This is a genomic window from Kitasatospora sp. NPDC022856, from assembly GCF_055561235.1.
Genome location: NZ_JBVHHE010000001.1, coordinates 1 through 24348 on the forward strand (window position 1 = coordinate 1; position 24348 = coordinate 24348).

The 24348-nt window shown below is 74.3% G+C and carries 25 protein-coding genes; 17 read left to right on the top strand and 8 right to left on the bottom strand.

Translation table 11 applies throughout. The features are described from left to right. Positions 1 to 182 precede the first annotated feature (182 nt). Complete coding sequence (locus ACZ34W_RS00005) at positions 183 to 851, bottom strand: TetR/AcrR family transcriptional regulator (RefSeq protein ID WP_465600149.1); 669 nt, start codon at positions 849 to 851, stop codon at positions 183 to 185. Positions 852 to 1110: 259 nt separating this feature from the next. On the opposite strand from ACZ34W_RS00005, the gene ACZ34W_RS00010 reads away from it, so the two are divergent. Together ACZ34W_RS00010 and ACZ34W_RS00015 are read left to right on the top strand one after the other, a co-directional pair. Beyond that, positions 1111 to 2145: a medium chain dehydrogenase/reductase family protein gene (locus ACZ34W_RS00010; RefSeq protein WP_359834249.1), complete on the top strand. Its 1035-nt coding sequence runs from the start codon at positions 1111 to 1113 to the stop codon at positions 2143 to 2145. Positions 2146 to 2220: 75 nt separating this feature from the next. After that, complete coding sequence (locus ACZ34W_RS00015; protein ID WP_465600152.1) at positions 2221 to 2748, top strand: SRPBCC family protein; 528 nt, start codon at positions 2221 to 2223, stop codon at positions 2746 to 2748. A gap of 47 nt (positions 2749 to 2795) precedes the next feature. On the opposite strand, the gene ACZ34W_RS00020 is transcribed toward ACZ34W_RS00015, so the two are convergent. Next, entirely contained in the window at positions 2796 to 4277 is a 1482-nt protein-coding gene (locus ACZ34W_RS00020) for an MFS transporter (protein WP_465600155.1), read from the bottom strand. Between the two features lie 297 nt (positions 4278 to 4574). On the opposite strand from ACZ34W_RS00020, the gene ACZ34W_RS00025 reads away from it, so the two are divergent. Further along, the gene (locus ACZ34W_RS00025; protein WP_465600158.1) at positions 4575 to 5129 is read left to right on the top strand and encodes a MarR family winged helix-turn-helix transcriptional regulator; all 555 of its coding nucleotides are present in this window, start codon (positions 4575 to 4577) and stop codon (positions 5127 to 5129) included. A gap of 40 nt (positions 5130 to 5169) precedes the next feature. Beyond that, positions 5170 to 5703: a GNAT family N-acetyltransferase gene (locus ACZ34W_RS00030; RefSeq protein ID WP_465600161.1), complete on the top strand. Its 534-nt coding sequence runs from the start codon at positions 5170 to 5172 to the stop codon at positions 5701 to 5703. On the opposite strand, the gene ACZ34W_RS00035 is transcribed toward ACZ34W_RS00030, so the two are convergent. Continuing rightward, positions 5700 to 6476, bottom strand: coding sequence for an AraC family transcriptional regulator (locus ACZ34W_RS00035; RefSeq protein ID WP_329487139.1), 777 nt, complete (start codon positions 6474 to 6476; stop codon positions 5700 to 5702). The genes ACZ34W_RS00030 and ACZ34W_RS00035 overlap by 4 nt on opposite strands. A gap of 55 nt (positions 6477 to 6531) precedes the next feature. On the opposite strand from ACZ34W_RS00035, the gene ACZ34W_RS00040 reads away from it, so the two are divergent. After that, positions 6532 to 7830, top strand: coding sequence for a CynX/NimT family MFS transporter (locus ACZ34W_RS00040; protein ID WP_465600165.1), 1299 nt, complete (start codon positions 6532 to 6534; stop codon positions 7828 to 7830). A gap of 92 nt (positions 7831 to 7922) precedes the next feature. Here ACZ34W_RS00040 and ACZ34W_RS00045 read toward each other — a convergent pair whose 3' ends face one another. Together ACZ34W_RS00045 and ACZ34W_RS00050 are read right to left on the bottom strand one after the other, a co-directional pair. Beyond that, complete coding sequence (locus tag ACZ34W_RS00045; RefSeq protein WP_329487141.1) at positions 7923 to 8432, bottom strand: methylated-DNA--[protein]-cysteine S-methyltransferase; 510 nt, start codon at positions 8430 to 8432, stop codon at positions 7923 to 7925. Further along, positions 8429 to 9949, bottom strand: coding sequence for a DNA-3-methyladenine glycosylase 2 family protein (locus ACZ34W_RS00050; protein ID WP_465600170.1), 1521 nt, complete (start codon positions 9947 to 9949; stop codon positions 8429 to 8431). Before ACZ34W_RS00050 ends, ACZ34W_RS00045 begins: the two co-directional genes overlap by 4 nt. Before the next feature lie 258 nt (positions 9950 to 10207). Between ACZ34W_RS00050 and ACZ34W_RS00055 the strand changes: the two genes are divergently transcribed. Next, a complete protein-coding gene (locus ACZ34W_RS00055) occupies positions 10208 to 10612 on the top strand; it encodes an ASCH domain-containing protein (protein WP_329492068.1) in 405 nt (134 codons plus the stop codon). 65 nt (positions 10613 to 10677) lie between these two features. Here the strand turns inward: ACZ34W_RS00055 and ACZ34W_RS00060 are convergent, their stop codons facing one another. From ACZ34W_RS00060 to ACZ34W_RS00070, 3 genes are all read right to left on the bottom strand, one after another. Then, positions 10678 to 11259: a YdeI/OmpD-associated family protein gene (locus ACZ34W_RS00060; protein ID WP_465600173.1), complete on the bottom strand. Its 582-nt coding sequence runs from the start codon at positions 11257 to 11259 to the stop codon at positions 10678 to 10680. A gap of 76 nt (positions 11260 to 11335) precedes the next feature. Beyond that, the gene (gene rsgA / locus ACZ34W_RS00065) at positions 11336 to 12457 is read right to left on the bottom strand and encodes a ribosome small subunit-dependent GTPase A (protein ID WP_396486818.1); all 1122 of its coding nucleotides are present in this window, start codon (positions 12455 to 12457) and stop codon (positions 11336 to 11338) included. Between the two features lie 304 nt (positions 12458 to 12761). After that, complete coding sequence (locus ACZ34W_RS00070) at positions 12762 to 14048, bottom strand: YihY/virulence factor BrkB family protein (RefSeq protein WP_465600177.1); 1287 nt, start codon at positions 14046 to 14048, stop codon at positions 12762 to 12764. A 177-nt stretch (positions 14049 to 14225) separates the two neighbouring features. Between ACZ34W_RS00070 and ACZ34W_RS00075 the strand changes: the two genes are divergently transcribed. From ACZ34W_RS00075 to ACZ34W_RS00125, 11 genes are all read left to right on the top strand, one after another. Next, complete coding sequence (locus tag ACZ34W_RS00075; RefSeq protein ID WP_329492070.1) at positions 14226 to 14309, top strand: putative leader peptide; 84 nt, start codon at positions 14226 to 14228, stop codon at positions 14307 to 14309. Between the two features lie 198 nt (positions 14310 to 14507). Further along, positions 14508 to 16232 carry a nitrite/sulfite reductase gene (locus ACZ34W_RS00080; RefSeq protein ID WP_329487145.1) on the top strand — a complete coding sequence of 575 codons (1725 nt, stop codon included), beginning with the start codon at positions 14508 to 14510 and terminating at the stop codon, positions 16230 to 16232. Between the two features lie 73 nt (positions 16233 to 16305). Beyond that, positions 16306 to 16503 (top strand): hypothetical protein, encoded by a 198-nt coding sequence (locus ACZ34W_RS00085; RefSeq protein WP_329487146.1) that lies wholly within the window; start codon positions 16306 to 16308, stop codon positions 16501 to 16503. Beyond that, a complete protein-coding gene (locus ACZ34W_RS00090) occupies positions 16484 to 17185 on the top strand; it encodes a phosphoadenylyl-sulfate reductase (protein WP_465600182.1) in 702 nt (233 codons plus the stop codon). The genes ACZ34W_RS00085 and ACZ34W_RS00090 overlap by 20 nt, the downstream gene beginning before the upstream one ends. 73 nt (positions 17186 to 17258) lie before the next feature. Continuing rightward, positions 17259 to 17840: an adenylyl-sulfate kinase gene (gene cysC, locus ACZ34W_RS00095; protein WP_465601119.1), complete on the top strand. Its 582-nt coding sequence runs from the start codon at positions 17259 to 17261 to the stop codon at positions 17838 to 17840. Continuing rightward, positions 17837 to 18775: a sulfate adenylyltransferase subunit CysD gene (gene cysD, locus ACZ34W_RS00100; RefSeq protein WP_465600185.1), complete on the top strand. Its 939-nt coding sequence runs from the start codon at positions 17837 to 17839 to the stop codon at positions 18773 to 18775. The genes cysC and cysD overlap by 4 nt, the downstream gene beginning before the upstream one ends. Continuing rightward, positions 18776 to 20101 carry a sulfate adenylyltransferase subunit 1 gene (locus ACZ34W_RS00105; protein WP_352290309.1) on the top strand — a complete coding sequence of 442 codons (1326 nt, stop codon included), beginning with the start codon at positions 18776 to 18778 and terminating at the stop codon, positions 20099 to 20101. Positions 20102 to 20369: 268 nt separating this feature from the next. Further along, positions 20370 to 21539: an aliphatic sulfonate ABC transporter substrate-binding protein gene (locus tag ACZ34W_RS00110; RefSeq protein WP_465600189.1), complete on the top strand. Its 1170-nt coding sequence runs from the start codon at positions 20370 to 20372 to the stop codon at positions 21537 to 21539. A gap of 246 nt (positions 21540 to 21785) precedes the next feature. Further along, a complete protein-coding gene (locus ACZ34W_RS00115) occupies positions 21786 to 22589 on the top strand; it encodes an ABC transporter ATP-binding protein (RefSeq protein ID WP_329487151.1) in 804 nt (267 codons plus the stop codon). Then, the gene (locus tag ACZ34W_RS00120) at positions 22576 to 23478 is read left to right on the top strand and encodes an ABC transporter permease (protein WP_329487152.1); all 903 of its coding nucleotides are present in this window, start codon (positions 22576 to 22578) and stop codon (positions 23476 to 23478) included. Before ACZ34W_RS00115 ends, ACZ34W_RS00120 begins: the two co-directional genes overlap by 14 nt. Before the next feature lie 20 nt (positions 23479 to 23498). After that, the gene (locus tag ACZ34W_RS00125) at positions 23499 to 24305 is read left to right on the top strand and encodes a sirohydrochlorin chelatase (RefSeq protein WP_465600194.1); all 807 of its coding nucleotides are present in this window, start codon (positions 23499 to 23501) and stop codon (positions 24303 to 24305) included. Positions 24306 to 24348: the final 43 nt, after the last annotated feature.

Genomic DNA, 24348 nt, shown 5'->3' on the forward strand with positions numbered 1-24348 from the left:
CCTGGGTTTTCCCTTTTTACCCCCTACTGCCCCCCGGCGGGCGCCCCCCCCCGGGTGGCGCCGCGGGCAGCGCCCCCCCCCCCCCCCGGGGGGGGGGGGGGGGCGGGCCCCCCCCCCCCCCCCCCGGCCGTCTCACCCCCGGCCGTCTCTCCCATCGGACGGGGCCGCCCGGTGGGCGGGCGTCACGGGGTGAGGGAGGCCACCTCGGCGGCGTAGAGCAGCTCCGGGTCGAGGTCCATCCCGGTGAAGTGGCCCGCCAGTTCCAGCGAGAGCGTGCCGTGCAGGCGGCTCCAGAAGGCGAGCGCGCGGCGCAGCTCGGCCGGGCGGGCGCCGGGGTGTCCGGCGGCCCAGGGGCGGTGGTGCTCCAGGTAGGCGTCGAGCGCGGCGGCCGGCCCCACCGGCTCCGGCCCCGGACCGGCGGCGACACAGGCGTCGAGCAGGGTCGACATGATCTCCGATGCGATCACGGTGGTGTCCTCGGGAGCGTGGTAGCCCGGGACCGGGGTGCCGTAGACGAGGAAGTAGCGGTGCGGGTCGGCCAGCGCCCAGCGGCGCAGGGTCCGGGTCAGCTCCAGCAGGTCCGCCGGGTGGGTGCCCCCGGCGGAGCCGGTGGCCAGCAGGGCGTCGGCGAGGCTGCGGTAGGCGTCCCGGACGAGCTCCGTGATCAGCTCGTCGCGGTTGGCGAAGTACCGGTACAGCGCGGGTCCGCTCAGGCCCATCTGCTTGGCGATCGCGTTCAGTGAGAGCGCGGACGCGCCCACCCCGGCGATCTGCTCCCAGGCCCGTTCCTTGACCTCCGCGCGGACCTGCTGCCGGTACCGCTCGCGTGGGGTAGGCGCCTTGTCGGCCATGTCTGTCTCCTTATTCCGCTCGCCCCGGGACCCGCCCGTCCCGGGATCGGTCCCTCCCGAGATCGGTCCGTCGCCGCACCCGCTCGCCCGCCCCGGCCGCCCGCCGGGTACGGGGACCACAGCACGGGTTAGACGGTATCACTCACGGCAGAGGCGCTCACGATCGATGGATTCGCTCGCTTGACACGACCCTCGGCGGCATTCATTATAGTTATAGCTTCTAACGGAAGCGATAACATCAAACACAGAGGAGATCACCATGGTTGCCACCGAGTACGTCGAGGTCGTCCTGCCGGGCAAGGTCGAGCCGGAAGGCCTGGAGGTCCGTTCGGGGCTGCCGCTCCCGGTGCCCGCCGCCGGTCAGGTGCTGGTCGGGGTGGAGGCCACCGGGGTCTCGTTCGCCGAGCAGCAGATGCGGCGCGGCCGCTACTACGACCAGCCGGCGTTCCCCTTCGTCCCCGGGTACGACCTGGTCGGTACGGTCCTGGCGGCCGGCCCCGGCGTCGGGCCCGAGCTGGTCGGCCGTCGGGTCGCCGCCATGACCAAGACCGGCGGCTGGGCGAGCCACGTCGCGCTGGACGCCGCGGACCTCGTCGAGGTGCCGGACGGCGTCGGCGCGGCGGCGGCCGAGACGGCGGTCGTCAACGGGCTGACCGCCTGGCAGATGCTGCACCGCAAGGCCCGGGTGCGGGCCGGTCAGACCGTCCTGGTCCACGGCGCCAACGGCGGGGTCGGCTCGGTGCTGGTCCAGCTGGCGCTCGGCGCCGGCGCCCGGGTGATCGGCACCGCCTCGGGCCGCCACCACGACGCCCTGCGGGCCCTCGGCGTCACGCCCGTGGACTACCGCCGCGAGGATGTCCCCGCCCGGGTCCGGGAGCTGGCCCCGGGCGGCGTGGACGCCGTGTTCGACCACGTCGGCGGCCCCGGCATCACCGACTCCTGGCGGCTGCTCGCCCCCGGCGGCACGCTCGTCTCCTACGGCAGCGCCGCCACCCGCGACGCCGAGGGCTCCAAGCAGCTGCCCGTGCTCGCGCTGCTCGGCCGGGTGTGGCTGTGGAACCTGCTGCCCAACGGGCGCCACGCCTACTTCTTCAACGTCTGGGCCGGCCGCGCGTTCGCCCCGAACCGGTTCCGGGCCCGCCTGCGCGCCGACCTCTCCCAGGTGTTCGCGGCCCTGCACCGGGGCGAGATCACGGCCCGGGTCGCCGCCGAGCTGCCGCTGGCACGCGCCGCCGAGGCGATGCGCCTGGCGGAGTCCGGCACCGTCGCCGGGAAGGTCGTCCTCGTCCCGTAGGCACGGCCCCGCCCGACCGCCCCCCAGGCATCCCCCTCAGGCATCCCCCTCAGGCACCCGACCAGGAGACCCACCGTGTTCACCACCCTCGCCGCCAGGGCCGCCGCCCTGCCCGTCGCCGTCGTCACCGGACTCTGCGGAGGCGGCGGGCAGCAGCCCGCCGTCCGGATCGACCACCGGGCCCCGGTGATCACCCGCTACGACATCGTCATCCACGCGCCGCTGGAACGGATCTGGCGGATCCAGACGGACATCGGGGCCTGGCCGTCCTGGCAGCCCGACGTCACCCGCACCGAGTGGCTGACTCCCGGCCCGCTGCGCACCGGCTCGGTGTTCCGCTGGTCGGTGCACGGCCTGAGCGACATCACCTCCACCGTCCGGGAGGTGCGCCCGCCGCACCGGATCGTCTGGGGCGGCCCGGCCCAGGGGATCACCGCCGTGCACGTCTGGACCTTCACCCCGGTCCGGGACGGCGTGCGCGTCCACACCGAGGAGTCCTGGGCCGGGGCACCGGTGGAGGCCGCCCGGCCGAAACTCCAGGCGGCGCTGGACGCCTCGCTGGACGCCTGGCTGCACCACCTCAAGGCCCGGGCCGAGGGATGACGGGTCAACGGGGCCGGCGCCCCGGGCCCCCTCCGCGGCGCCACCGGTCAGGCCCCGCCCGGCTCCGGCCGCCCCGGCGTCCGCCCGGCCGGGCGGACCAGCGCCACCGCGAGGACGGCCACGGCGGCGAGCGCGAGCAGGACCGTCCGCCCGCCGGACGCCGCGCCCGCCAGATGGACACCGAGGACGGGCAGCGCGGTGCCGAGCGCCGTTCCCAGGCTGCGGGCCATGTTGACCATGCCGCCGCCGACCGCCGAGCACTGCGGCGGGATCGCCCGCATCACCAGCGCGTTGTTGGCCGGCAGCAGCAGCCCCAGCCCGTACCCGGCGACCAGCAGCGGGCCCGCCGCCGTCGCCGCCCCCACCGGCAGCAGCGCGAGCAGCAGCAGCCCGGCGCCCGCGACGGCGGCGCCGAACCGGCAGCGGCCGACGTCCGACCAGCCCCGCGGCAGCAGCGCGCCGCCGACGGTCGCGGCGAGCGCGAAGGCGGCCGGGAGCAGGGTGATCACCAGACCGGCCCGGACCACCGGGACGCCCGCCCCGGCGAGCAGCACCGGGCCGAGCACCAGCGGGCAGAACAGCAGCAGATAGCCGATCAGCGCGACGGCCAGCCCGGACCGCACGCCCGGGGTGTTGACCAGCCCCGGCGCCAGGATCGGCCGGGCGGCCCGCCGCTCCTGGCGGACCAGGCCGAGGGTGAGCAGCGCCGAGGCGAGCAGCAGGGCCGCCGCGGCCCAGCCGGGCAGGGGCAGGCCGGAGGCGGTGGAGAGGGCGAGCAGCAGCGCGGTGGTGGCTCCGGTGAGCAGCAGCAGTCCGGACAGGTCGAACCGGCCGCCCCCGGTAGCGCCCCCGCCCCCGCCCCCGTCGCCGTCGCCGTCGGCGACACCGGGGACCCACGCCCGGGCGCGGGTGCGGGGCAGCAGGAACCAGCCCGCCAGGATGCCGAACAGTCCGATGGGCACATTGATCCAGAACACCCAGCGCCAGGAGGCGTGTTCGACCAGCAGCCCGCCGAGGCTGGGCCCGAGCGCCAGGCCGAGGCCCTGGGCGGCCGCCTGGATGCCCAGCGCCCGGCGCATCGCGTGGCCGGGGACGCCGCGGGCCACGAGGGCGACGCTGTTGGCCTGCATCATCGCGCCGCCGACCGCCTGCACGGCCCGGCAGGCCACCAGGATCCAGAGGCCCCCGGCGAACCCCGCGCCGAGCGAGGCCAGTGCGAAGACGGCGAAGCCGCCGAGGTACATCGTCTTGCGCCCGACCAGGTCGGAGAGCCGGCCGACCGGGGCCAGCAGGGCCACCAGCACCAGCAGATAGGCCAGCGCGACCCATTCCACCGCGGCGAAGTCGGCCCGGAAGTGCCCGCCGAGCGCGGGCAGCACCAGGGCGGTGATGCCGGCGGTGAGCTGGCCGAGGAACGCCCCGAGGCAGACGGTGCCGACGGCCAGCCAGTGGGCGTGCCGCCACCCGGCGATGCCGCGCGGCCGGGGGCGCTCGGCGAGCAGCCTGGTGGCGAGGGCGGTGGCGTTCATACGGCGAAATATATCGGATACAGATATGTTCCTTCTACGAGCTGATCGGTCACCGATGGGTGTCGGCCCGGTGTCGAGACGGTACGCGACCGGCGGCCGCGGCCTCCGGCGGGCGGCCGGGGGTGGGCGGTCGGCGGGCGGTCGGGGGTGAGCGGTCGGCGGGCGGCCTGGGGTGGGCGGTCGGCGGGCGGCCTGGGGTGGGCGGTCGGCGGGCGGCCTGGGGTGGGCGATCGACCCCTTTCTCGGCAGGTGATCAGGCCGACGGCGCGGCCGCCACCAGGCGCTACGCTGTCCGCCATGCCGTCGTCACCCCCCGTTCCCGACCCCGCCGCCGCGCCTGCCGACACCCAGGCCGCCCCCGGGATCCCGGCGGAGCTCCCCGCTCCGGCGATCGAACGCGCCCGGCGGCTGACCGACGTGGTCACCCGGCTGCGCCGCGCCCTGCGCAGCAGCATCCGCACCGAGTACCCGTGGGAGTCCCTGCCGATGGCGCAGGTCGAGCTCCTCCAGACGCTCGCCGCCGCGCCGCTGCGGGTCGGCGAACTCGCCGCCCGCCAGCGGCTGGCCCCGAACACCGTCAGCGGCCTGGTCGGCAAGCTGCTGGAGGCCGGCTTCGTCGACCGCCAGGCCGATCCCGGCGACCGCCGGACCGCCCGGATCGCGCTCACCCCGGCGGGCCTGCGCCAGCTGGACGACTGGCGGCACGCCCACGAGCGCCGCATCGCCACCGCCCTCGCCACCCTGACCGCCGCCGACCGCGAGGCCGTCATGCAGGCGCTCCCCGCCCTCGACCGGCTCGCCCGCGCGCTGGCCGACCCGGGTGCGCCCGAGCAACCGACCGGGCCCGAATAGTCGGGTGACGAGCGGGCCCGGCGGCGGCTACCGTCCGTGGATGGAGAGCACTCGGGCGGACGCCGCACGGATACGGATCGAGCCCTGGACGGACGCCGATCTGGCGCTGCTCCGCCAGGTCAACGCCCCGGAGATGAAGCGGCACGTCGGCGGCCCGGAGACGGAGCGGCAACTCCTCCACCGGCACCGCCGCTACCTCGACTTCGTCCCCTCCGGCGTCGGCTGCATGTACCGCATCGTGCTGCTCCCCGGCGGCGAGCCGGTCGGCACCGTCGGCTACGGCACCCGGACGTGGCAGGGCGCGACCGTCCACGAGATGGGCTGGAACGTCCTGCCCGCCCACCAGGGCCGGGGCATCGCGGTGGCCGCCACCAGGGCCGCCGTCGCCGCGGCCCGCCGCGAGGCCCGCCACCCCCATCTGCACGCCTTCCCCGACGTGGCCAACCCCGCCTCGAACGCCGTCTGCCGCAAGGCCGGCTTCACCCTCCTCGGCGAGACCGCCTTCGAGTTCCCGCCCGGGCGCCCCATGCGCAGCAACGACTGGCGGGTGGACCTCCGCGCGGACCCCGCCTAGCCACGCCCGCCGGGGAGTTGACGGGTGCGGTAACGGCCGGGGGTCTCGCCGACGAGAGCGGCGAAAGCCTCGATGAAGGTCGTCGGATTGGCCCAGCCGCAGGCGAGAGCGGTCTCGGTGACGGACTTCCCCGCGGCGAGCCGGGTGAGCGCGTGGTGGACGCGGAGCTGAGTGCGCCACTGGTGGAAACTCATCCGCAGCTCCTGCCCGAAGAGCCGGCTGAGCGTGCGCTCACTCGCCCCGACCCGCGTCCCGAGCTCGGCGAGCGTCTGCTGGTTGGCCGGGTCGGCGTAGAGGATGCCGGTCAGCGCCCGGAGCCGGTCGTCGGCCGGCTCGGGCAGGTGCAGCGGCTGCTCGGGCGCCAGGGCGAGCTCGTCGACGACGACGGCGTGCAGCCGGTCGACCGCCTCCGGCTCCCGCCCGCCGGCGGCAGCCTCCTCGGCCGTGAGGGCGAGCAGGGCTTCGCGGGCGAGCCCGGAGACGCTGAGCACGGCCGGACGCGCGGGCAGCCGTGCGGCGAGCGCGTCGACCAGGAACAGAATCCGCATGTCCGCGTTGCCGTGCGCGGTGTGGTGGTGCTCGAAGGCCGCGGGAGTCCACGCCACCCGGGTCGGCGGGGCGATCCACGTGCCCCCGACGGTGGTCACGGACAGCACTCCGGTAGCCGGATAGACCAGGTGACCGCGGTCGTGGGCATGGACGGGCAGCCGCTGCCCGTGCGCCAGGGCGATGCGGCCGCGTTCCGCAGGATCGAGATGGCGTGTTTCCCTCATAGCTTGGCATCCTATCGGTGGCCCGCCAGGCCGGCTCCGGCCGAGAGTGGACGGCATGACCAGCCCAGTGACCCATCAGGCCCCAGTGACCCATCAGGCGCCTGCGGCCCACCCGTCGGCGTCCCGGCAGCCGTCCCTCCCCGGACCGGCCGGAGCACGCGCCGTACAAGCCGCTCTCGCGTTCAGCCTGGCCGCGCTGAACCTGCGCATCGCCGTCGCGTCCCTGTCCCCCGTCCTCGCGGAGGTCGAGCACGACGAACACCTCTCGTCGTTCGGCGCCGGAGCCCTCTCGACGGTGCCGGTCGTCTGCTTCGGGGCGTTCGCGTTCCTCGCGCCCCGGCTCACCCGCCGCTTCGGCCCCCACCACCTGCTCTGGTACGCGCTGCTCGCGCTGGCCGGCGGCATCGTGCTGCGCTCCGTCCCGGGAGCGCCCGCCCTGTTCGGCGGGACCCTGATCGCCGGGGTGGCGATCGCGGTCGGCAACGTCCTCATGCCGCAGCTCATCAAGCACGACTTCGCCGGCCGCGCCGGGCTGATGCTCGGCTGCTACTCCCTGGCCCTGTCCGGCGGGGCCGCGCTCGCCGCGGGCCTGGTCGTCCCGCTGGCGTCGGCCACCGGCTGGGGCTGGCGGCCGGTGCTCGCGCTGTGGGCGGTCCCCGCCCTCATGGCCGCTCTCGCGTGGCTTCCCGAACTAATCGCGCCGGACCGGCGTTCGGCGAACCGCCGGCGACCGGAGCCGGTGCAGCGGGGAGGAGCCGATACCGCCGCACCCGGGTCGCTGTGGCGCGACCGGACCGCCTGGGCGGTGACCCTGTACATGGGTCTGCAGTCCCTCGGCTACTACGCGATCCTCTCCTGGCTGCCGACGCTCCTGCGGGACCACGGCATGAGCGACAGCGAGGCCGGCTGGATGCTCTCCTTCTCCAGCTTCCCCGGGATGGCCGCGTCCTTCGCGGCCCCCTGGCTGCAGCAACGGCTGCGCCGGGCCTTCGTCCCGCCCCTGGCGGCGTCCCTGCTGTGCGCCACCGGCTTCGTCGGCCTGCTCACCTCCCCCGTGTCGGGCGCCTACCTCTGGATGACCGCGCTCGGGCTGGGCCAGGGCCTCGCCATCGGTCTCGCCCTCGGCTACATCGTCGCCCGCTCGCCCGACGCTCACCACACCGGCCGGCTCTCGACCATGGCCCAGGGGATCGGCTACCTCATCGCCTGCCTCGGCCCGCTCGGTCTCGGCCTGCTGCACTCCGCGAGCGGGGGATGGTCGCTGCCGGTCGTCGTGCTGCTCGCCGTGCTCGTCGCCCAGACCGTCGCGGCCTTCGGCGCGAGCCGTGACCGCCACGTCCTGGCGTCCTCCTGACGGACCGGAGCGGTCCTCCTGAAGGACCGGGGCGGTCCTCCTGACCGGACCGGGCCCGGCGGGGACCACGCCGGGCCCGGTCCCCGCCGGGCTCAGAACAGCGTGCCGCCCTCCAGCTCCAGCAGCCAGCGCTTGCGGTCCACCCCGGCGGCGAAGCCGGTGAGGGAGCCGCTGGCCCCGATCACGCGGTGGCAGGGCCGGACGATCAGCAGCGGGTTGGCCCCCACGGCGCCGCCCACCGCGCGGACGGCGTTCGGCGAGGCACCGGCCAGCTCGGCGAGCCGGCCGTAGGTGACCGTCTCGCCGTACGGGATGCCGTCCAGTGCCGCCCAGACGCTCCGGCGGAAGTCGGTCCCGACCGGGGCCAGTGGGAGGTCGAAGGCGGTGCGCTCACCGGCGAAGTAGGCGGTGAGCTGGGCGACCGGCTCGACCAGCGCGTCCGGGTCGTGGACCCAGTGGTCGGCGGGCTCGGCCAGCGCGTACTTCTGGCCGGGGACGGTGACGGTGGCCAGCGCGGCCGGTCCGCCGTCCGTCGGCAGGACGCCGCTGAGCAGCAGCCGGCCGAAGGGGCTCTCCATGAAGGTGAAGACGGTGGTGCTCATGCTCGGGTGTTCTCCGTTCCAGTGCTGAGGTCACTCGCGGCGCCCGCCCAGAGGCGGTGGACGGCGTAGGAGCGCCAGGGGGCCCAGGCCTCGGCGGCGCGGTCGGCGGATCTCGGGTCGCCGGGGGCGCCGAGCCGGACGAGGCCGTGGCGCACGCCGACGTCGCTCGGCAGGAAGACGTCCGGGTCGGCGAGGGCCCGCATCCGCAGGTAGCCGACGGTCCAGGGGCCGATGCCGGGGAGGGCGAGCAGCCGCGCCGCCGCCTCCTCCCGGTCGACGCCGCCGTCCAGCCGGACGACGCCCTCGGCCAGCGCCGCGCAGAGACCGGTGAGCGCCCGGCGGCGGGCGGCCGGCATCGCGAAGTCCTCGGGGTCGGCCACCGCCAGGGCGGCGGCGGTCGGGAAGAGCAGCCGCAGCCCGCCGTTCGGCTCCGGCAGGACGGCGCCGTACTTCTCGGCGAGCCGGCCGGCCAGGGTGCGGGCGGCGCCGACGGTGACCTGCTGGCCGAGGACGGCGCGGACGGCCAGCTCGTGCGGGTCGACGTGACCGGGCGAGCGCAGCCCGGGGCGGGCGCGGACCAGCGCGCCGAGCACCGGGTCGGTGCCGAGCCGGCCGTCCACCGCGTCCGGGTCGGCGTCCAGGTCGAACAGGATCCGCAGCCGCTGGACGGCGGTCGGCAGGTCCCGCAGGTCGGTCAGGAAGAGGCGGCAGTCCAGCCAGCCGCGGGTCCGGGGTTCGTCGGCCGCCAGCCCGTCCACCTCGGCGATGCCGTGGCCGTACGGAAGCGTGAGGGTGCGGCGGTAGGTGCGCAGGCCCGGGCGCGGGCCGGGGACCATCTCCTCCACCCCGGGCACGGCGCGCAGGGCCAGGAAGCCGATCAGGTGGTCGCTGTCCAGCGCGCCCCGGTAGGCCAGCCGCAGGGTGAGCCCGCCGGCCGGGGTCGCGGTGCGCCGCCCCGCCGCGACCTCGGCGCGCAGCCCGCTGGGGGTGCGGTCGTAGACCTCGCGGACGGTGTCGTTGAACTGCCGGACGGAGGCGAACCCGGCCGCGAAGGCGATCTCGGTGACCGGCAGCTCGGTGGTCTGCAGCAGCAGCCGGGCGGTCTGGGCGCGGCGGGCCCTGGCCAGCGCGATCGGCCCGGCGCCGAGTTCGGCGGTGAGCTGGCGCTGGAGCTGGCGGGAGCTGTAGCCGAGGCGGTGGGCCAGACCGGCGACGCCCTCCCGGTCCACGATCCCGTCGCCGATCAGCCGCATCGCCCGGCCGACCAGGTCGGCGCGGTGGTTCCACTCGGGCGAGCCGGGCACCGCGTCGGGGCGGCAGCGCCGGCAGGCGCGGAAGCCCGCGCCCTGGGCGGCGGCGGCACTGGGGTAGAAGGTGCAGTTGACGCGCTTGGGGGTCACGGCGGGGCAGCTCGGCCGGCAGTAGATGCCGGTCGAGGTGACGGCCGTGAAGAAGACGCCGTCGAAGCGGGAGTCCCTGCTGTCCACGGCTCGGTACCGGATGTCGTCGTCAATCACGCTGTCCAGTCTGCGGCACTCGGCGGGGTGGGACTGGCGGGAATCGGACATGGGCGTGCGGGTCCGCCGGAGCGGCTTTCCGGCCGCTCGCCCGCGCCGGGAAAACCGCGAGCCGTGCGGCCGGGCCCGCGGCTACCCTGGCCGGGCCGGGCACCCGATCCGCCCGACCGACTGACCCTTTCTCCCGGTGACAAGGAGCCTCCCGTGACCGAGCAGCCCTACACCGGCCCGGACGATCCCCGGGTCACCGCGCTACGGGTGGAGCAGTTCGCCTTCCCCGGGCCGCTGCGCGACCGGCTGGTCGCGGCCGTCGTCAGCGGCGCCAAGACCAGCACCACCGGCCTGCTCGCCGAGTACCAGCACGAGGACGAACCGCTGCCGAGGGTGGGCGTCCGCTCGGCGGTGATCGACTCGGACGGCCGGGCGGTGGCGGTGACCGAGACCACGGACGTCCGGGTCGTCCCGCTCGCGGAGGTCGACCTGCGGCACGCCGTGGACGAGGGCGAGGGCTTCACCACGGTGGCCGCGTGGCGCGCGGGCCACGAGGACTTCTGGCACAGCGAGGAGCTGCGGGCGGCGCTGGGTGATCCCGGCTTCACCGTCGACGACTCCACTCCCGTCGTGCTGGAGCGGTTCCGCGTGGTGGCCGACCTCCTGCGCTGACGGAACTCCGCCGACCGGCCGCCGACGCCGCCCGCTCGGCGTCGCGCCGCACTGGCCGCCGACCGCTACGCCGCCGGGCCGCCGTCGCCCGTCAGCCGCCGCAGGGCCCGGTCGAGCCGGTCCCGCCGGGCCCGCGGGGTGAGCGCCTGGAGCAGCGGGAGCACGAGCCGGTAGCGCGCCGTCCGGTCGAGTGCCTCGAACGCCCGCCGGGCCCGCGGGTCCGCCTCCAGCGCCGCAGCCAGCTCCGGCGGCACGGTCGCGGCCCGCTGCGAGGCGTAGGCCGCCGCCCACCGGCCGTCCGCCTGGGCGCGGCGCACCTCGGCCAGCCCGGGTCCGCGCATCCGGCCCTCGGCCGTCAGGGCCGCCACCCGGTCGACGTTCACCTGCGACCAGAGGCTCCCGGGCCGGCGCGGTACGTACTTCTGCAGGTAGTACCGCTCGTCGAGCGCGCGGCGCTGCCCGGAGATCCAGCCGTAGCAGAGGCCGATGTCGACCAGTTCGTCGTCGGTGACCGACGCGATGCCGGACTTCCGTCTGGCCATCCTGATCCACACGCCTTCGTGGCGCGGGTGGTTGGCGGCCAGCCAGTCCTCGAAGGCCCGGGCGTCCACGAAGGCGAGGACCTCCACCCCGTCGATCTCGTCCACGCGGTCGAGCGTAGCGGCACGCGCCCGGCGGGGCGACGGGCCGCCGCAGCGCGCCCGCCGCCCCGCCGGTCCGCCGTCACCGCTTGACGACGCCCCGGGCGCGCACCGACTTGGTGATGGTCTTCCACTTCTTCAGCCGGGCCGAGGCCAGCCGGGCGTCCGAACGGGAGGCGATCCACTCGCTCTCGCGCTGGAGCTTGAGGTAGCTGTCCATCCGCCGCTGCGGGAGCGTGCCGTCCTCCAGCGCGGCCCGCACCGCGCAGCCGGGCTCGGTGTGGTGGCCGCAGTCGTGGAAGCGGCAGCCCTCGGCCAGCTCCTCGATGTCGGAGAAGGCCATCGCCACGCCCTCGCCGCCGTAGAGGCCGACCTCGCGCAGGCCGGGCGTGTCGATCAGCACGCCGCCGCCGGGCAGCGGGATCAGCTCGCGGGTGGTCGTGGTGTGACGGCCCTTCTGGTCGACCGCCCGGGCCTGCTGAACGGTCATCACCTCGGCACCGGCCAGCACGTTGGTGAGCGTGGACTTGCCGACGCCGGACTGGCCGATCACGGCGGTGGTGCCGGGCGTGCAGGCGCGCAGCACGTCCACCCCCTCGCCGGTCTCGGCGCTGACCACCAGCACCGTGACGCCGGGGGCGATGGCCTCGACGTCGGCCCGGATGAAGTCGGCGTCGTCCACCAGGTCGGCCTTGGTGAGGACGACCACCGGATCGGCGCCGGACTCCCAGGCCAGGGCCAGGAAGCGCTCGATCCGGCCCAGGTCGGGCTCGGCGGCGAGCGAGGCGGCGATCAGGACGGTGTCGACGTTGGCCGCCAGCACCTGGCCGTCCGAACGCTTGCCGGCCACCTTGCGGATGATCGCGGTGGAGCGCGGCAGCAGCGCCGCGACGGCCGGCATCGGCTGGGCCGCGAGGTCCACGGCCGCCCAGTCGCCGGTGCAGGGGCAGTTGATCATGTCGACGTCGCCGACCGACCGGGTGTCGGCCCGGACGGTGCGCGGCTCGCCGGTCGACGGGTCGGCCAGGACGACGTCGCACTGGCCGCGGTCCACCCGGACGATCCGGGCGGGCGTCAGCCCGGCCTCGGCGAGCGGGGCGAAGAGCTCCTCGGACTCGGCCGTCCAGCCGTAGTCGGCCAGCGGGAAGTCACAGGAGTCGGAATCGGAGGAGAGGAGGGACGAAACGGAGGCAGCGTTGAACAACGCAGTGGGCCCTTCGGGAGGAAAGTGATCCCGCCGGGCTACGGCTGCGCGCGCGAAGGCGGCGTCAGCCGACGGCCGGGAGGGAGAGGTGGTGGGTGCGAGCGCTGCCCAGGGCAGCCGTGACGGCAAAGACGGTCACAAGGCTCACCTCGCTTCTCTTCTCCGTGGACCGGTACAGCGGTCCCCTCAAACCGAACTGGTCACACCGTAGCGGCCGTCTCCGGCGCTGCCAACCGTTTTTCCACCTGCGCCGATCCGGTCGCCGACGGCCGGCGCCGCGCCGACCGCCCGGCGCCGCGGCGCGTCAGCGCTGGTCCCACGGCGGCCGCGGCGGGTGGCTGGGCAGCGTGCGCTCGGGCGGCGGCGCGGTCGGCCGGTCGCTGTCCGGCGGCGGCGGGGTCGGCCGGTGGTGCGGACCGCTCCGGCTGGTGAGCCGGGCCCGGACGTTGTCGGCGGCGAGCACGTCGGCCCAGCGCTCGGGGTACTCGGAGGGCACGTCGACGTCCTCCCCCTCCTCGGCGTACTCCTCCTCGGCCCCCTCGGCGAGGCCGAGCTCGCGCGCCCGCCGGGCGCGCTCGGCGGCGCGCCGGGCGGCCACCTCGCGGACCACGGCGGCGGCGGCCTCCTCCTGCGCGCGCTCGTTCTCGGCGCGGGCGTCGGCGGTCTCCAGGGTGGGCCAGCGGCGGTCTATGGCGGCGTTCATCGCGGCGCCGATCAGCACCGCGAGCGCGACCACGAAGATCCAGAGCAGCACGGCCACCGGCGCGGCCAGCGAGCCGTACACCGAGGGGCCCTCGACCGAGCTGACCAGGTACAGCCGCAGTCCGACGCTGCAGAAGACCAGCACCACCAGCGCGACCAGCGCGCCCGGGATGTCCTCCCGCCAGGGCGTCGAGACGGGTACGGCCAGGTGGTACAGGGTGGTCAGGAAGACGATCAGCAACAGGATCGCGACCGGCCAGTAGAGCGCGTTGACCACGGTCGCGAGGTCCTGGACGGTGTTCTGGACCAGCCCGGGCCCGACCAGCAGCAGCGGCAGGACCAGGGAGCCGATCACCAGGGCGCCGAGGTAGAGGCCGAGGGACATCAGCCGGGTCTTGACGATGCCGCGCTTCCCGTCGAGCCCGTACATCACGGTGATGGTGTCGATGAAGATGTACAGCGCCCGGGACCCGGACCAGAGCGAGAGCAGGAAGCCGATCGAGACCAGGTCCGGGCGGGTGTGCTTGAAGACCTCGTCCAGCAGCGGGATCACCACGTCCTGGATGGACGAGTCCGAGAGGACCGTCCCGGAGGCCTTGAGGATGTCCTGCTTCAGCTTGTCGATCGTGCCCGCGCCGAGGAGGTCGTCCAGGTAGCCGAGGGTGCCGGCCAGGCAGAGCAGCAGCGGCGGGATGGACAGCAGGGTGAAGAACGCCGCCTCCGCCGCGAGCCCGGTGACCCGGTACTCGACGCAGGTGTTGGTGGTGTCCCTGACCAGCGCCCAGGCCGTCGTGCGCCAGGTGGCCTTGGCCGCCCGTCGGGAGCCCTTGCCCCGACGACGGGAGGGCCGCTCCGGGTTCGGTCTCGTCGTTTCGCCTGCTGCTTGCACAGGGCTAACGGTATCGGGCCGGGGCAGGTCCGTTGATCTCCCGTGTCGCGGGCCGTTCGACGAGGGTCCGATCCGGGGAGCGGGGGGAACGTCTCGGCATCTCGGTATGCGAAACCTTTGCGTCCATCATTCGGACGTTAGTGGACCTCGCGTCGTGCTCCGTGCGAATCTCTTGCCATGCCTAGCGCCGGAACCACCCTAGTAGGTCGACTCCACGTCGATCTCCTTCGCGTGTCCAGCGCCATCTGTCCGGTGATCTGAGCCCCACCCCGCCGCCACCCACCGCACCCGGCGCCACCACCCCGCCATCCCCGCCGACGCGGATGCGCAGGCGCCCGCCCGGCCACGGTCACTGCTCTCCCGGCCTTGAGAAACCCGCAGGTCACAGCAGCAGCGCCCGGCCGAGCACGCCCAGCGACCGATCCGGCGTCAGAGCCACCTGCCCCGAAGGACTTCACCATGGCCACCACCCCCGAGACCGCCGAGCCGACGGCCGATCGCGCCGAGGCACGCCGCCCCGCCGCGCCTCGCAAGGTGACCCGCCACCGCGGTGAGGGCCAGTGGGGCATGGGCCACTTCACTCCTCTGAACGCCAACGAGCAGTTCAAGAAGGACGACGACGGTCTCAATGTGCGGACACGTATTGAGACGATCTACTCGCAGCGCGGCTTCGACTCGATCGACCCCGCCGACCTGCGCGGCCGGATGCGCTGGTGGGGCCTCTACACCCAGCGCAAGGAAGGCATCGACGGCGGCAAGACCGCGATCCTGGACCCGCACGAGCTGGACGCCGAGTACTTCATGCTCCGCGTCCGCATCGACGGCGGCCGGCTGACCGTCGCCCAGCTCAAGGCGATCGCCGAGGTCTCCGAGCTCTACGGCCGGAACACCGCCGACCTGACCGACCGGCAGAACGTCCAGTACCACTGGATCCGGATCGAGGACGTCCCCGCGATCTGGCAGAAGCTGGAGGCCGTCGGCCTGTCCACCACCGAGGCCTGCGGCGACACCCCGCGCGTCATCCTCGGCTCCCCGGTGGCCGGCATCGCCGAGGACGAGATCATCGACGGCACCTCCGCCATCGAGGAGATCCAGCGCCGCTTCATCGGCAACAAGGACTTCTCCAACCTGCCGCGCAAGTTCAAGTCCGCCGTCTCCGGCTCCCCGCTGCTGGACGTCGCGCACGAGATCAACGACGTCGCCTTCGTCGGCGTCGAGCACCCCGAACACGGCCCCGGCTTCGACCTCTGGGTCGGCGGCGGCCTCTCCACCAACCCCAAGCTCGGCGTCCGCCTGGGCGCCTGGGTCCCGCTCGACGAGGTCGCGGACGTCTACGGCGGCGTCATCGGCATCTTCCGCGACTACGGCTACCGCCGGCTGCGCAACCGCGCCCGGCTGAAGTTCCTGGTCGCCGACTGGGGCGTGCAGAAGTTCCGCCAGGTCCTGGAGGACGAGTACCTCAAGTACCAGCTGGTGGACGGCCCCGCGCCGAAGGAGCCCGCCGGCCGCTGGCGCGACCACGTCGGCGTGCACCGGCAGAAGGACGGCAACTACTACGTCGGCTTCGCGCCGCGGGTCGGCCGGGTCGACGGCGCCCTGCTCGGGCGGATCGCCGACCTCGCCGCCGCCCACGGCAGCGACCGGCTGCGCACCACCGCCGAGCAGAAGATGCTCGTCCTCGACATCGCCGAGGACCGGGTCGAGTCGCTGGTGGCCGGCCTGGAGGCGCTGGACCTGCGGGTCACCCCCTCGCCCTTCCGCCGCGGCACCATGGCCTGCACCGGCATCGAGTACTGCAAGCTCGCCATCGTCGAGACCAAGGAGCGCGGCCGCACGCTCATCGACGAGCTGGAGAAGCGCCTGCCGGACTTCGAGGAGCCGCTGACCATCAACATCAACGGCTGCCCGAACGCCTGCGCCCGCATCCAGGTCGCCGACATCGGCCTCAAGGGCCAGCTGGTGACCGACGCCGACGGCCGGCAGGTCGAGGGCTACCAGGTGCACCTGGGCGGCGCGCTCGGCCTGGAGGCCGGCTTCGGCCGCAAGGTCCGCGGCCTCAAGGTCACCAAGGACGGCCTGCCGGACTACGTCGAGCGGGTGCTGACGCGCTACCAGGCCGACCGCGCCGAGGGCGAGCGCTTCGCCCAGTGGGCCGCCCGCGCCAGCGAGGAGCAGCTGTCATGAGTGAGCGCAGCGAGCGAATCACGGGGCAGGGGCGTGTCTCGCGAAGCGGACGCCGAGCGCAGCGAGGTGGGCAATGAGTGAGCGGGCGGCACCGTTCTTCTGCCCGTACTGCGGCGACGAGGACCTGCGCCCCTCCGAGGCCGGGCACGGCGCCTGGGAGTGCCACGGCTGCCGCCGGGCCTTCCAGTTGAAGTTCCTCGGCCTGCTCTCGGCACCCGACAGGACCACGGCGACCGACGGGGGTACGTCACATGACCGGCACGACGACTGACTACGAGGCGATCGCGACCGCCGCCGGCCGCGAGCTGGAGGAGGCGACCCCCCAGGAGATCCTGGCCTGGGCCGCCGACACCTTCGGCGCGCGGTTCTGCGTCACCTCCTCGATGGAGGACGCGGTCGTCGCCCACCTCGCCTCCTCGGTCTTCCCCGGCGTGGACGTGGTCTTCCTGGACACCGGCTACCACTTCCCCGAGACCATCGGGACCAGGGACGCGGTGGCCGCGGTGATGCCGGTCAACCTCATCACCCTCAAGCCGCTGCAGACGGTCGCCGAGCAGGACGCCCAGTACGGGCCCGCCCTGCACGACCGCGACCCGGACCTCTGCTGCTCGCTGCGCAAGGTCGAGCCGCTGAACCGCGGCCTCGGCGGCTACGACGCCTGGGCCACCGGGCTGCGCCGCGACGAGTCGCCCACCCGGGCCGGCACCCCGGTGGTCGCCTGGGACGCCAAGCGCCGCAAGGTCAAGATCGCCCCGATCGCCCGCTGGACGCAGGAGGACGTGGACGCCTACGTCAACGCCAACGGCGTCCTGCTCAACCCGCTGCTGTGGGAGGGCTACACGTCGGTCGGCTGCTCGCCGCTGTCGTGCACCCGCAAGCCCGAGGAGGGCGAGGACGCCAGGTCCGGCCGCTGGTCCGGCTCCGGCAAGACCGAGTGCGGCATCCACCTCTGAGCGACCCACCGCCCCACCACCGATCCACCGTCACTACCCGTCTGGAGAACCCACCGTGAGCACAGCCACCACCCTGGCCGCCGACGGAGCCGCGGAGGCGGCCCCCGCGGCCGCCCCCTGCGAGCGCGGCGCCACCGTGTGGCTGACCGGGCTCCCGAGTGCGGGCAAGACCACGCTCGCCTTCGCCCTGGCCGAGCGGCTGCGGGCCGAGGGCCACAAGGTCGAGGTCCTGGACGGCGACGAGATCCGCGAGTTCCTCTCCAAGGGCCTCGGCTTCACCCGGGAGGACCGGCACACCAACGTCACCCGGATCGGCTTCGTCGCCGAGAAGCTCGCCGCCAACGGCGTCAAGGTGCTCGCCCCGGTGATCGCCCCCTACGCGGACTCCCGGGCGGCGGTCCGCGAGCGGCACGCCGCCCACGGCACCGGCTTCCTGGAGATCCACGTCGCCACCCCCGTCGAGCTCTGCGCCGAGCGCGACGTCAAGGGCCTGTACGCCAAGCAGGCGGCCGGCGAGCTCTCCGGCCTGACCGGCGTCGACGACCCGTACGAGGCCCCCGTGGACCCGGAGCTGCGGCTCCAGACCCAGGGCCGCGAGGTGGCCGAGACCGCCGCCGAACTCCACGCCTTCCTGACCGAGAGGGGCCTCGCGTGACCACCGCGACCGACAGCCTGGTCCACACCGAAGAGAGCGGCTTCGCGCTGTCCCACCTGGACGCGCTGGAGGCCGAGTCGGTGCACATCTTCCGCGAGGTCGCGGGGGAGTTCGAGCGCCCGGTGATCCTGTTCTCCGGCGGCAAGGACTCCATCGTCATGCTGCACCTGGCGCTCAAGGCCTTCTGGCCGGCCGCCGTCCCGTTCTCGCTGCTGCACGTCGACACCGGCCACAACTTCCCCGAGGTCATCGAGTACCGCGACCGGGTGGCGGCCGAGCACAACCTGCGCCTGCACGTCGCCCACGTCCAGGACTTCATCGACGACGGCCGGCTGCGCGAGCGCCCCGACGGCACCCGCAACCCGCTGCAGACCGTCCCGCTGCTGGACGCCATCGAGCGCAACCGCTTCGACGCCGTCTTCGGCGGCGGCCGCCGCGACGAGGAGAAGGCCCGCGCCAAGGAGCGCGTCTTCTCCCTGCGCGACGAGTTCGGCGCCTGGGACCCGCGCCGCCAGCGCCCCGAACTCTGGTCGCTGTACAACGGCCGGCACGCGGTCGGCGAGCACGTGCGCGTCTTCCCGCTCTCCAACTGGACCGAGCTGGACGTCTGGCAGTACATCGAGCGCGAGGGCATCGAGCTCCCGGCGATCTACTACGCGCACGAGCGCGACGTCTTCTCCCGCAGCGGCATGTGGCTGACCGCGGGCGAGTGGGGCGGCCCCAAGGAGCACGAGCCGGTCGAGCGGCGCCTGATCCGCTACCGCACGGTCGGCGACATGTCCTGCACCGGCGCCGTCGACTCCGACGCCGCCGACATCGGGGCCGTGATCGCCGAGATCGCCGCCAGCCGCCTCACCGAACGCGGCGCCACCCGGGCCGACGACAAGCTTTCCGAGGCCGCGATGGAAGACCGCAAGCGCGAGGGATACTTCTAAATGAGCACCACCACCCGGACCAGCGCCACCGCCCTGCTGCGCTTCGCCACCGCCGGCTCCGTCGACGACGGCAAGTCCACCCTGGTCGGCCGGCTGCTGCACGACTCCAAGTCGGTGCTCGCCGACCAGCTGGAGGCCGTCGAGCGCGCCTCCCTGAGCCGCGGCCAGGAAGCGCCCGACCTCGCACTGCTCACCGACGGCCTGCGCGCCGAGCGCGAGCAGGGCATCACCATCGACGTCGCGTACCGCTACTTCGCCACCCCCCGCCGGCGGTTCATCCTCGCCGACACCCCCGGGCACGTGCAGTACACCCGCAACATGGTGACCGGCGCCTCCACCGCCGAACTCGCCGTCGTCCTGGTGGACGCCCGCAACGGCGTGGTCGAGCAGACCCGCCGGCACGCCGCCGTCGCCGCGCTGCTGCGGGTGCCGCACGTGGTGCTGGCCGTCAACAAGATGGACCTCGTCGAGTACGCGGAGCCCGTCTTCGCCGCCATCGCCGAGGAGTTCACCGCCTACGCCGCCTCGCTCGGCGTCCGGGACGTGGTCGCGGTCCCGATCTCCGCCCTCGCCGGGGACAACGTGGTCGAGCCGTCCGCCCACATGGACTGGTACGGCGGCCCCACCCTGCTGGAGCACCTGGAGACGGTGCCGGTCGGCAGCGACCCGAGCGTCGAGCCGGCCCGCTTCCCGGTCCAGTACGTGATCCGCCCGCAGAGCGACGAGCACCCCGACTACCGCGGCTACGCGGGCCAGTTGGCCTCCGGCGTGCTGCGGGTCGGCGACCCGGTGACGGTGCTGCCCTCGGGCCACACCACCACCGTCGCCGGCATCGACGCGCTCGGCGCGGAGACCGACCTCGCCTGGGCCCCCCAGTCGGTGACCGTCCGCCTCGCCGACGACATCGACGTCTCCCGCGGCGACCTGATCGCGGCCGGCCCGGTCCCGGTGCCCACCAAGGACATCGAGGCCACCGTCAGCCACCTCAGTGAGCGCCCGCTGCGCGCCGGTGACAAGGTGCTGCTCAAGCACACCACCCGCACCGTGCGCGCGCTGGTCAAGGCGATCTCCTACCGCATCGACATCGACAGCCTCGAACAGCGCTCCGGCGCCCAGGGGCTGGAGGTCAACGACATCGGCCACGTGGTGCTGCGCACCGCCGAGCCGCTGGCCCTCGACGACTACCGCGTGAACCGCCGGACCGGTTCGTTCCTGCTGATCGACCCGGCCGACGGCACCACCCTCACCGCCGGCATGGCGGGCGAGGCCTTCGACACCGTGCGCCCCGACGCGTCCGGCGCACCCGACGAGGAGGACTGGGTCTGATGCCCCGCGAGGCGTTCTCGGGCATGGACAAGGAAGGCGGCCGCATCGGCAGCGGCGTCCTCGGCAGCGGCCAGGGCGGCCTGACCCGATGTGCGGGCCGACAGGGCTGACCGGAGCCCTGTCACCGGGCCGGCCGCTGTCCCACCCCACAGCTGGTGCAGCGCACCGACCCGGCTTGCCCGGCATCCCCCGATGCCGCGAGCACGACCCGCCCCTTCCCGCCCGGGACCGTCCCCGCGACGGTCCGCCCGTGAACAGGACTTCGCCCATGGCACCGAACCACGCACTCGCGCCCGCCACCTTCCCCGATCGGCCGACACACCCGGCCGCCGGCCGGATCAGACGCTCCGCCGCGGCCGCCGTCGCCGGCCTCACCGCGGTGGCCCTGCTCTCCGCCTGCGGCTACGGCTCGAAGAGCGAGGACGACAAGCCCGCCGCGGCCGCCGCCGGCGGTTCCGCCTCCGGTGTGAAGCTCTCCGCCGACACGGTCAAGATCGGCTACTTCGCCAACCTGACCCACGGCACCCCGCTGGTCGGGCTCCAGGAGGGCCTCTTCCAGAAGGAGCTCGGGGCCACCCAGATCAAGACCCAGGTCTTCAACGCCGGTCCGGCCGAGATCGAGGCGCTGAACGCCGGCTCCATCGACATCGGCTGGATCGGCCCCTCCCCCGCGATCAACGGCTACAGCCAGTCCAACGGCGAGTCACTGAAGATCATCAGCGGTTCGGCCTCCGGCGGCGTCAAGCTGGTGGTCAACCCCGAGAAGATCCAGAGCCTGGACGACCTCAAGGGCAAGAAGATCGCCACCCCCCAGCGCGGCAACACCCAGGACGTGGCGCTGCTCAACTACCTGGCGGGCAAGGGGCTGAAGGTCAACCCCGACACCGGCGCCGGCGACGTCTCGGTGGTGCGGACCGACAACAAGGTCACCCCGGACGCCTACAGCTCCGGCTCGATCGACGGCGCCTGGGTGCCCGAGCCGACCGCGTCCAAGCTGGTCACCCTCGGTGCGAAGGTCCTGCTCAACGAGAAGGACGTCTGGCCGGACAAGAAGTTCGTGATCACCAACATCATCGTCTCGCAGAAGTTCCTCAAGGAGCACGCCGACGTGGTGGAGGCCGTGCTGCGCGGCTCGGTGAACACCAACACCTTCATCAAGGCCAACTCCGACAAGGCCAAGGCCGACGCCAACGCCGCCATCAAGAAGGAGGCCGGCAACGCCCTGCCGGCCGAGATCCTCGACCCGGCCTGGGCCGACATCGACTTCCTGGACGACCCGCTGGCCGGCACCCTCCAGGCCGAGGCCGACCACGCCGTCACCGCCGGCCTGCTCAAGAAGCCGAACCTGGCCGGGATCTACGACCTCACGCTGCTCAACAAGGTGCTCAAGGAGAAGGGCCAGGCTCCCGTGGCGGACGCCGGGCTCGGCGCCAAGTAGCACCGCGCGGCACCCGCGCCACCCGCGGCGCACGGAAGCCCCGCCGCACCCAAGCCCCGAGGTCCGGTTCCCCGCCCGCCCGGTCGATGCCCGATCGATGCCCCCAGAGCACACGGGACGGGCGGGGCCGGACCCCGGCCCCGATTCCTTCGCCACCCGCCCTCCTCGCCCGCCGACCGGCAGGAGGGGCCCATGACCGCCCCCGGCCCCGGCCGGGAGCTGCCCCCAGATGCAGGAGGTGCCCGGATGACCCCGGCACTGACCACCTCGGACGACGCCGTCGGCGTCGACACCCGCGGCGGCTCGCCCGCCGTCCGGATCTCGCACGTGCACAAGTCCTTCGGCCGCCCGGGTGCCGCCACGCACGTCCTGGACGACATCACGCTCGATGTCGCGCCCGGCGAGTTCGTCACGCTGCTCGGCGCCTCGGGCTGCGGAAAGTCCACCCTGCTCAACCTGGTCGCCGGCCTCGACAAGCCCACCGCGGGCTCGATCGAGGTGACCGGCGGACGCCCCGCGCTGATGTTCCAGGAGCACGCGCTCTTCCCCTGGCTCACCGCCGGCAAGAACATCGAACTCGCGCTCAAGCTCGCCGGCGTGCCCCGCCCCGAGCGCCGCCCCGAGGCAGAGCGGCTGCTCGAACTCGTCCGGCTGGGCGGCTCCTACGGCAAGCGCGTGCACGAGCTCTCCGGCGGCATGCGCCAGCGCGTCGCACTGGCCCGCGCGCTCGCCCAGGGCGCCTCGGTCCTGCTGATGGACGAGCCGTTCGCCGCGCTCGACGCCATCACCCGGGACGTGCTGCACGACGAGATCACCCGGATCTGGGCCGAGCACAAGCTCTCCGTCCTGTTCGTCACGCACAACGTGCGGGAGGCCGTCCGGCTCGCCCAGCGCGTGGTGCTGCTCTCCTCGCGCCCCGGCCGGGTCGCCCGCGAGTGGCGGATCGACCTGCCGCAGCCGCGCCGGATCGAGTCCGCCGGCGTCGCCGACCTGTCCATCGAGATCACCGAAGAACTGCGTGGGGAGATCCGCCGCCATGGCCAGCACTGACAGCACCACCACCCTGGCCAAGGACCGGCCGGCGGACATCGCCGACGTCGGCGCCGGCCTGGACGCGCTGGACGCCGTCCAGGTGCGGCGCGTGCCGCTCGGCGAGATCCTGCGGACTAAGGCGCTGCCGCCGCTGCTCGGGCTGCTGCTCGTGCTGGCGCTCTGGCAGGGCGCCTACAGCCTCGAACTGACCTCCTCCTACAAGCTGCCCAGCCCGGCCGACGTCTGGCGCTCGCTGGTCGAGCTCTGGGAGGCCGGGACGCTGTTCAGCATCATCTGGACGAGCGTCTGGCGCGGTATCTCGGGCTTCCTGATCGCGGTCGTGATCGGCACCCCGATCGGTCTGCTGGTCGCCCGGGTCAAGCCGGTCCGGGCCGCGCTCGGCCCGGTGCTCTCCGGCCTGCAGTCGCTGCCCTCGGTCGCCTGGGTGCCCGCCGCCGTCATCTGGCTCGGCATCAACGATTCGATGATGTACGCCGTCATCCTGCTCGGCGCCGTCCCCTCCATCGCCAACGGCCTGGTGGCCGGCATCGACCAGGTGCCGCCGCTGTTCCTCCGGGCCGGCCGCACCCTGGGCGCCACCGGCCTGTCGAACGCCCGCCACATCCTGCTGCCGGCCGCCCTCCCCGGTTACCTGGCCGGCCTCAAGCAGGGCTGGGCGTTCTCCTGGCGCTCGCTGATGGCCGCCGAACTCGTCGCGTCCTCCCCCGACCTGGGCCTGGGCCTGGGCCGGTTCCTGGAGAACCAGCGGGAGTCGGCCAGCATGTCCGGCGTCCTCCTCGGCATCATCCTCGTCCTGTTCGTCGGCATCGCCATCGACCTCCTGCTCTTCGCCCCGCTGGAGCGCCGGGTGCTGCGCAACCGGGGCCTGGTGGGCACGGCCCGCTGACCATCGAGGTTCCTGTGATCATGTCTGCACCGGATCGACCGCTCCTGCTGATCGCCCACGGCAGCCGCGACCCCCGCCACGCCGCGACCGTGGCGGGGGTGGTCGAGCAGGTCCGGGCGCTGCGCCCCGGGCTGGAGGTCGCCACCGCGTACCTGGACCACTGCGCGCCGCGGATCCCGCAGGTGGCCGGCCGGCTGTTGGCGGCCGTGGCCGTTCCGCTGCTGCTGAACCGGGCCTTCCACGCCAAGCACGACATCCCCGCCGCCCTGCGCGCCGCCGGCGCCGACCTGCCGGTCGCGGACGTGCTGGGCCCGGCGCGACCGCGCGTCGCGGACGCGGCGCCGGCGACCGGGCCGCTCCCCGCCCCCTCCCCGCTGCTGCTCGCCGCGCTGGACCGCCGCCTCGCCGGGGCCGGGCTGGCCGTCGGCTCCCCCGCCGTCCGCGCCCGCACCGGTGTCGTGCTGGCCGCGGCCGGCTCCTCCGACCCGGCCGCCGACGCCGCCACCCGGGCGGTGGCCGCCGAGTGGCGCCGGACCCGCGGCTGGGCCGGCGTCGAGGTCGCGTACGCCTCCGCCGGCGGCCCGCGCGTCCCCGCCGCCGCCGCCGCGCTGCGGGCGGCCGGGGCCCGCCGGGTGGCCGTCGCGCCCTACCTGCTCGCCCCGGGTCTGCTGCCGGACCGGATCGTGGACGCCGCGGCCGAGGCGGAGGCGGACGTCCTCGCCGAGGTCCTCGGCGCCGCCCCCGAGATCGCCCGCCTGGTGCTCAGGCGCTACCTCGGGGCCTGCCGCGGGGCCGTCGCCGCACCGGCGCTCAGCGCCAGCGCCTGAGCGGCCCGGCCGGAGCCGGCCGGGACACACCCCCCGGCACGCC

What these genes read in the sequence shown, in the direction of transcription:
- ACZ34W_RS00005 (WP_465600149.1), bottom strand. Translation starts at nt 851, where the DNA reads ATGGCCGACAAGGCGCCTACCCCACGCGAGCGGTACCGGCAGCAGGTC.
- ACZ34W_RS00010 (WP_359834249.1), top strand. Translation starts at nt 1,111, where the DNA reads ATGGTTGCCACCGAGTACGTCGAGGTCGTCCTGCCGGGCAAGGTCGAG.
- ACZ34W_RS00020 (WP_465600155.1), bottom strand. Translation starts at nt 4,277, where the DNA reads ATGAACGCCACCGCCCTCGCCACCAGGCTGCTCGCCGAGCGCCCCCGG.
- ACZ34W_RS00025 (WP_465600158.1), top strand. Translation starts at nt 4,575, where the DNA reads ATGCCGTCGTCACCCCCCGTTCCCGACCCCGCCGCCGCGCCTGCCGAC.
- ACZ34W_RS00030 (WP_465600161.1), top strand. Translation starts at nt 5,170, where the DNA reads ATGGAGAGCACTCGGGCGGACGCCGCACGGATACGGATCGAGCCCTGG.
- ACZ34W_RS00035 (WP_329487139.1), bottom strand. Translation starts at nt 6,476, where the DNA reads ATGAGGGAAACACGCCATCTCGATCCTGCGGAACGCGGCCGCATCGCC.
- ACZ34W_RS00040 (WP_465600165.1), top strand. Translation starts at nt 6,532, where the DNA reads ATGACCAGCCCAGTGACCCATCAGGCCCCAGTGACCCATCAGGCGCCT.
- ACZ34W_RS00045 (WP_329487141.1), bottom strand. Translation starts at nt 8,432, where the DNA reads ATGAGCACCACCGTCTTCACCTTCATGGAGAGCCCCTTCGGCCGGCTG.
- ACZ34W_RS00075 (WP_329492070.1), top strand. Translation starts at nt 14,226, where the DNA reads ATGCCTAGCGCCGGAACCACCCTAGTAGGTCGACTCCACGTCGATCTC.
- ACZ34W_RS00080 (WP_329487145.1), top strand. Translation starts at nt 14,508, where the DNA reads ATGGCCACCACCCCCGAGACCGCCGAGCCGACGGCCGATCGCGCCGAG.
- ACZ34W_RS00085 (WP_329487146.1), top strand. Translation starts at nt 16,306, where the DNA reads ATGAGTGAGCGGGCGGCACCGTTCTTCTGCCCGTACTGCGGCGACGAG.
- ACZ34W_RS00090 (WP_465600182.1), top strand. Translation starts at nt 16,484, where the DNA reads ATGACCGGCACGACGACTGACTACGAGGCGATCGCGACCGCCGCCGGC.
- ACZ34W_RS00105 (WP_352290309.1), top strand. Translation starts at nt 18,776, where the DNA reads ATGAGCACCACCACCCGGACCAGCGCCACCGCCCTGCTGCGCTTCGCC.
- ACZ34W_RS00110 (WP_465600189.1), top strand. Translation starts at nt 20,370, where the DNA reads ATGGCACCGAACCACGCACTCGCGCCCGCCACCTTCCCCGATCGGCCG.
- ACZ34W_RS00115 (WP_329487151.1), top strand. Translation starts at nt 21,786, where the DNA reads ATGACCCCGGCACTGACCACCTCGGACGACGCCGTCGGCGTCGACACC.
- ACZ34W_RS00120 (WP_329487152.1), top strand. Translation starts at nt 22,576, where the DNA reads ATGGCCAGCACTGACAGCACCACCACCCTGGCCAAGGACCGGCCGGCG.
- ACZ34W_RS00125 (WP_465600194.1), top strand. Translation starts at nt 23,499, where the DNA reads ATGTCTGCACCGGATCGACCGCTCCTGCTGATCGCCCACGGCAGCCGC.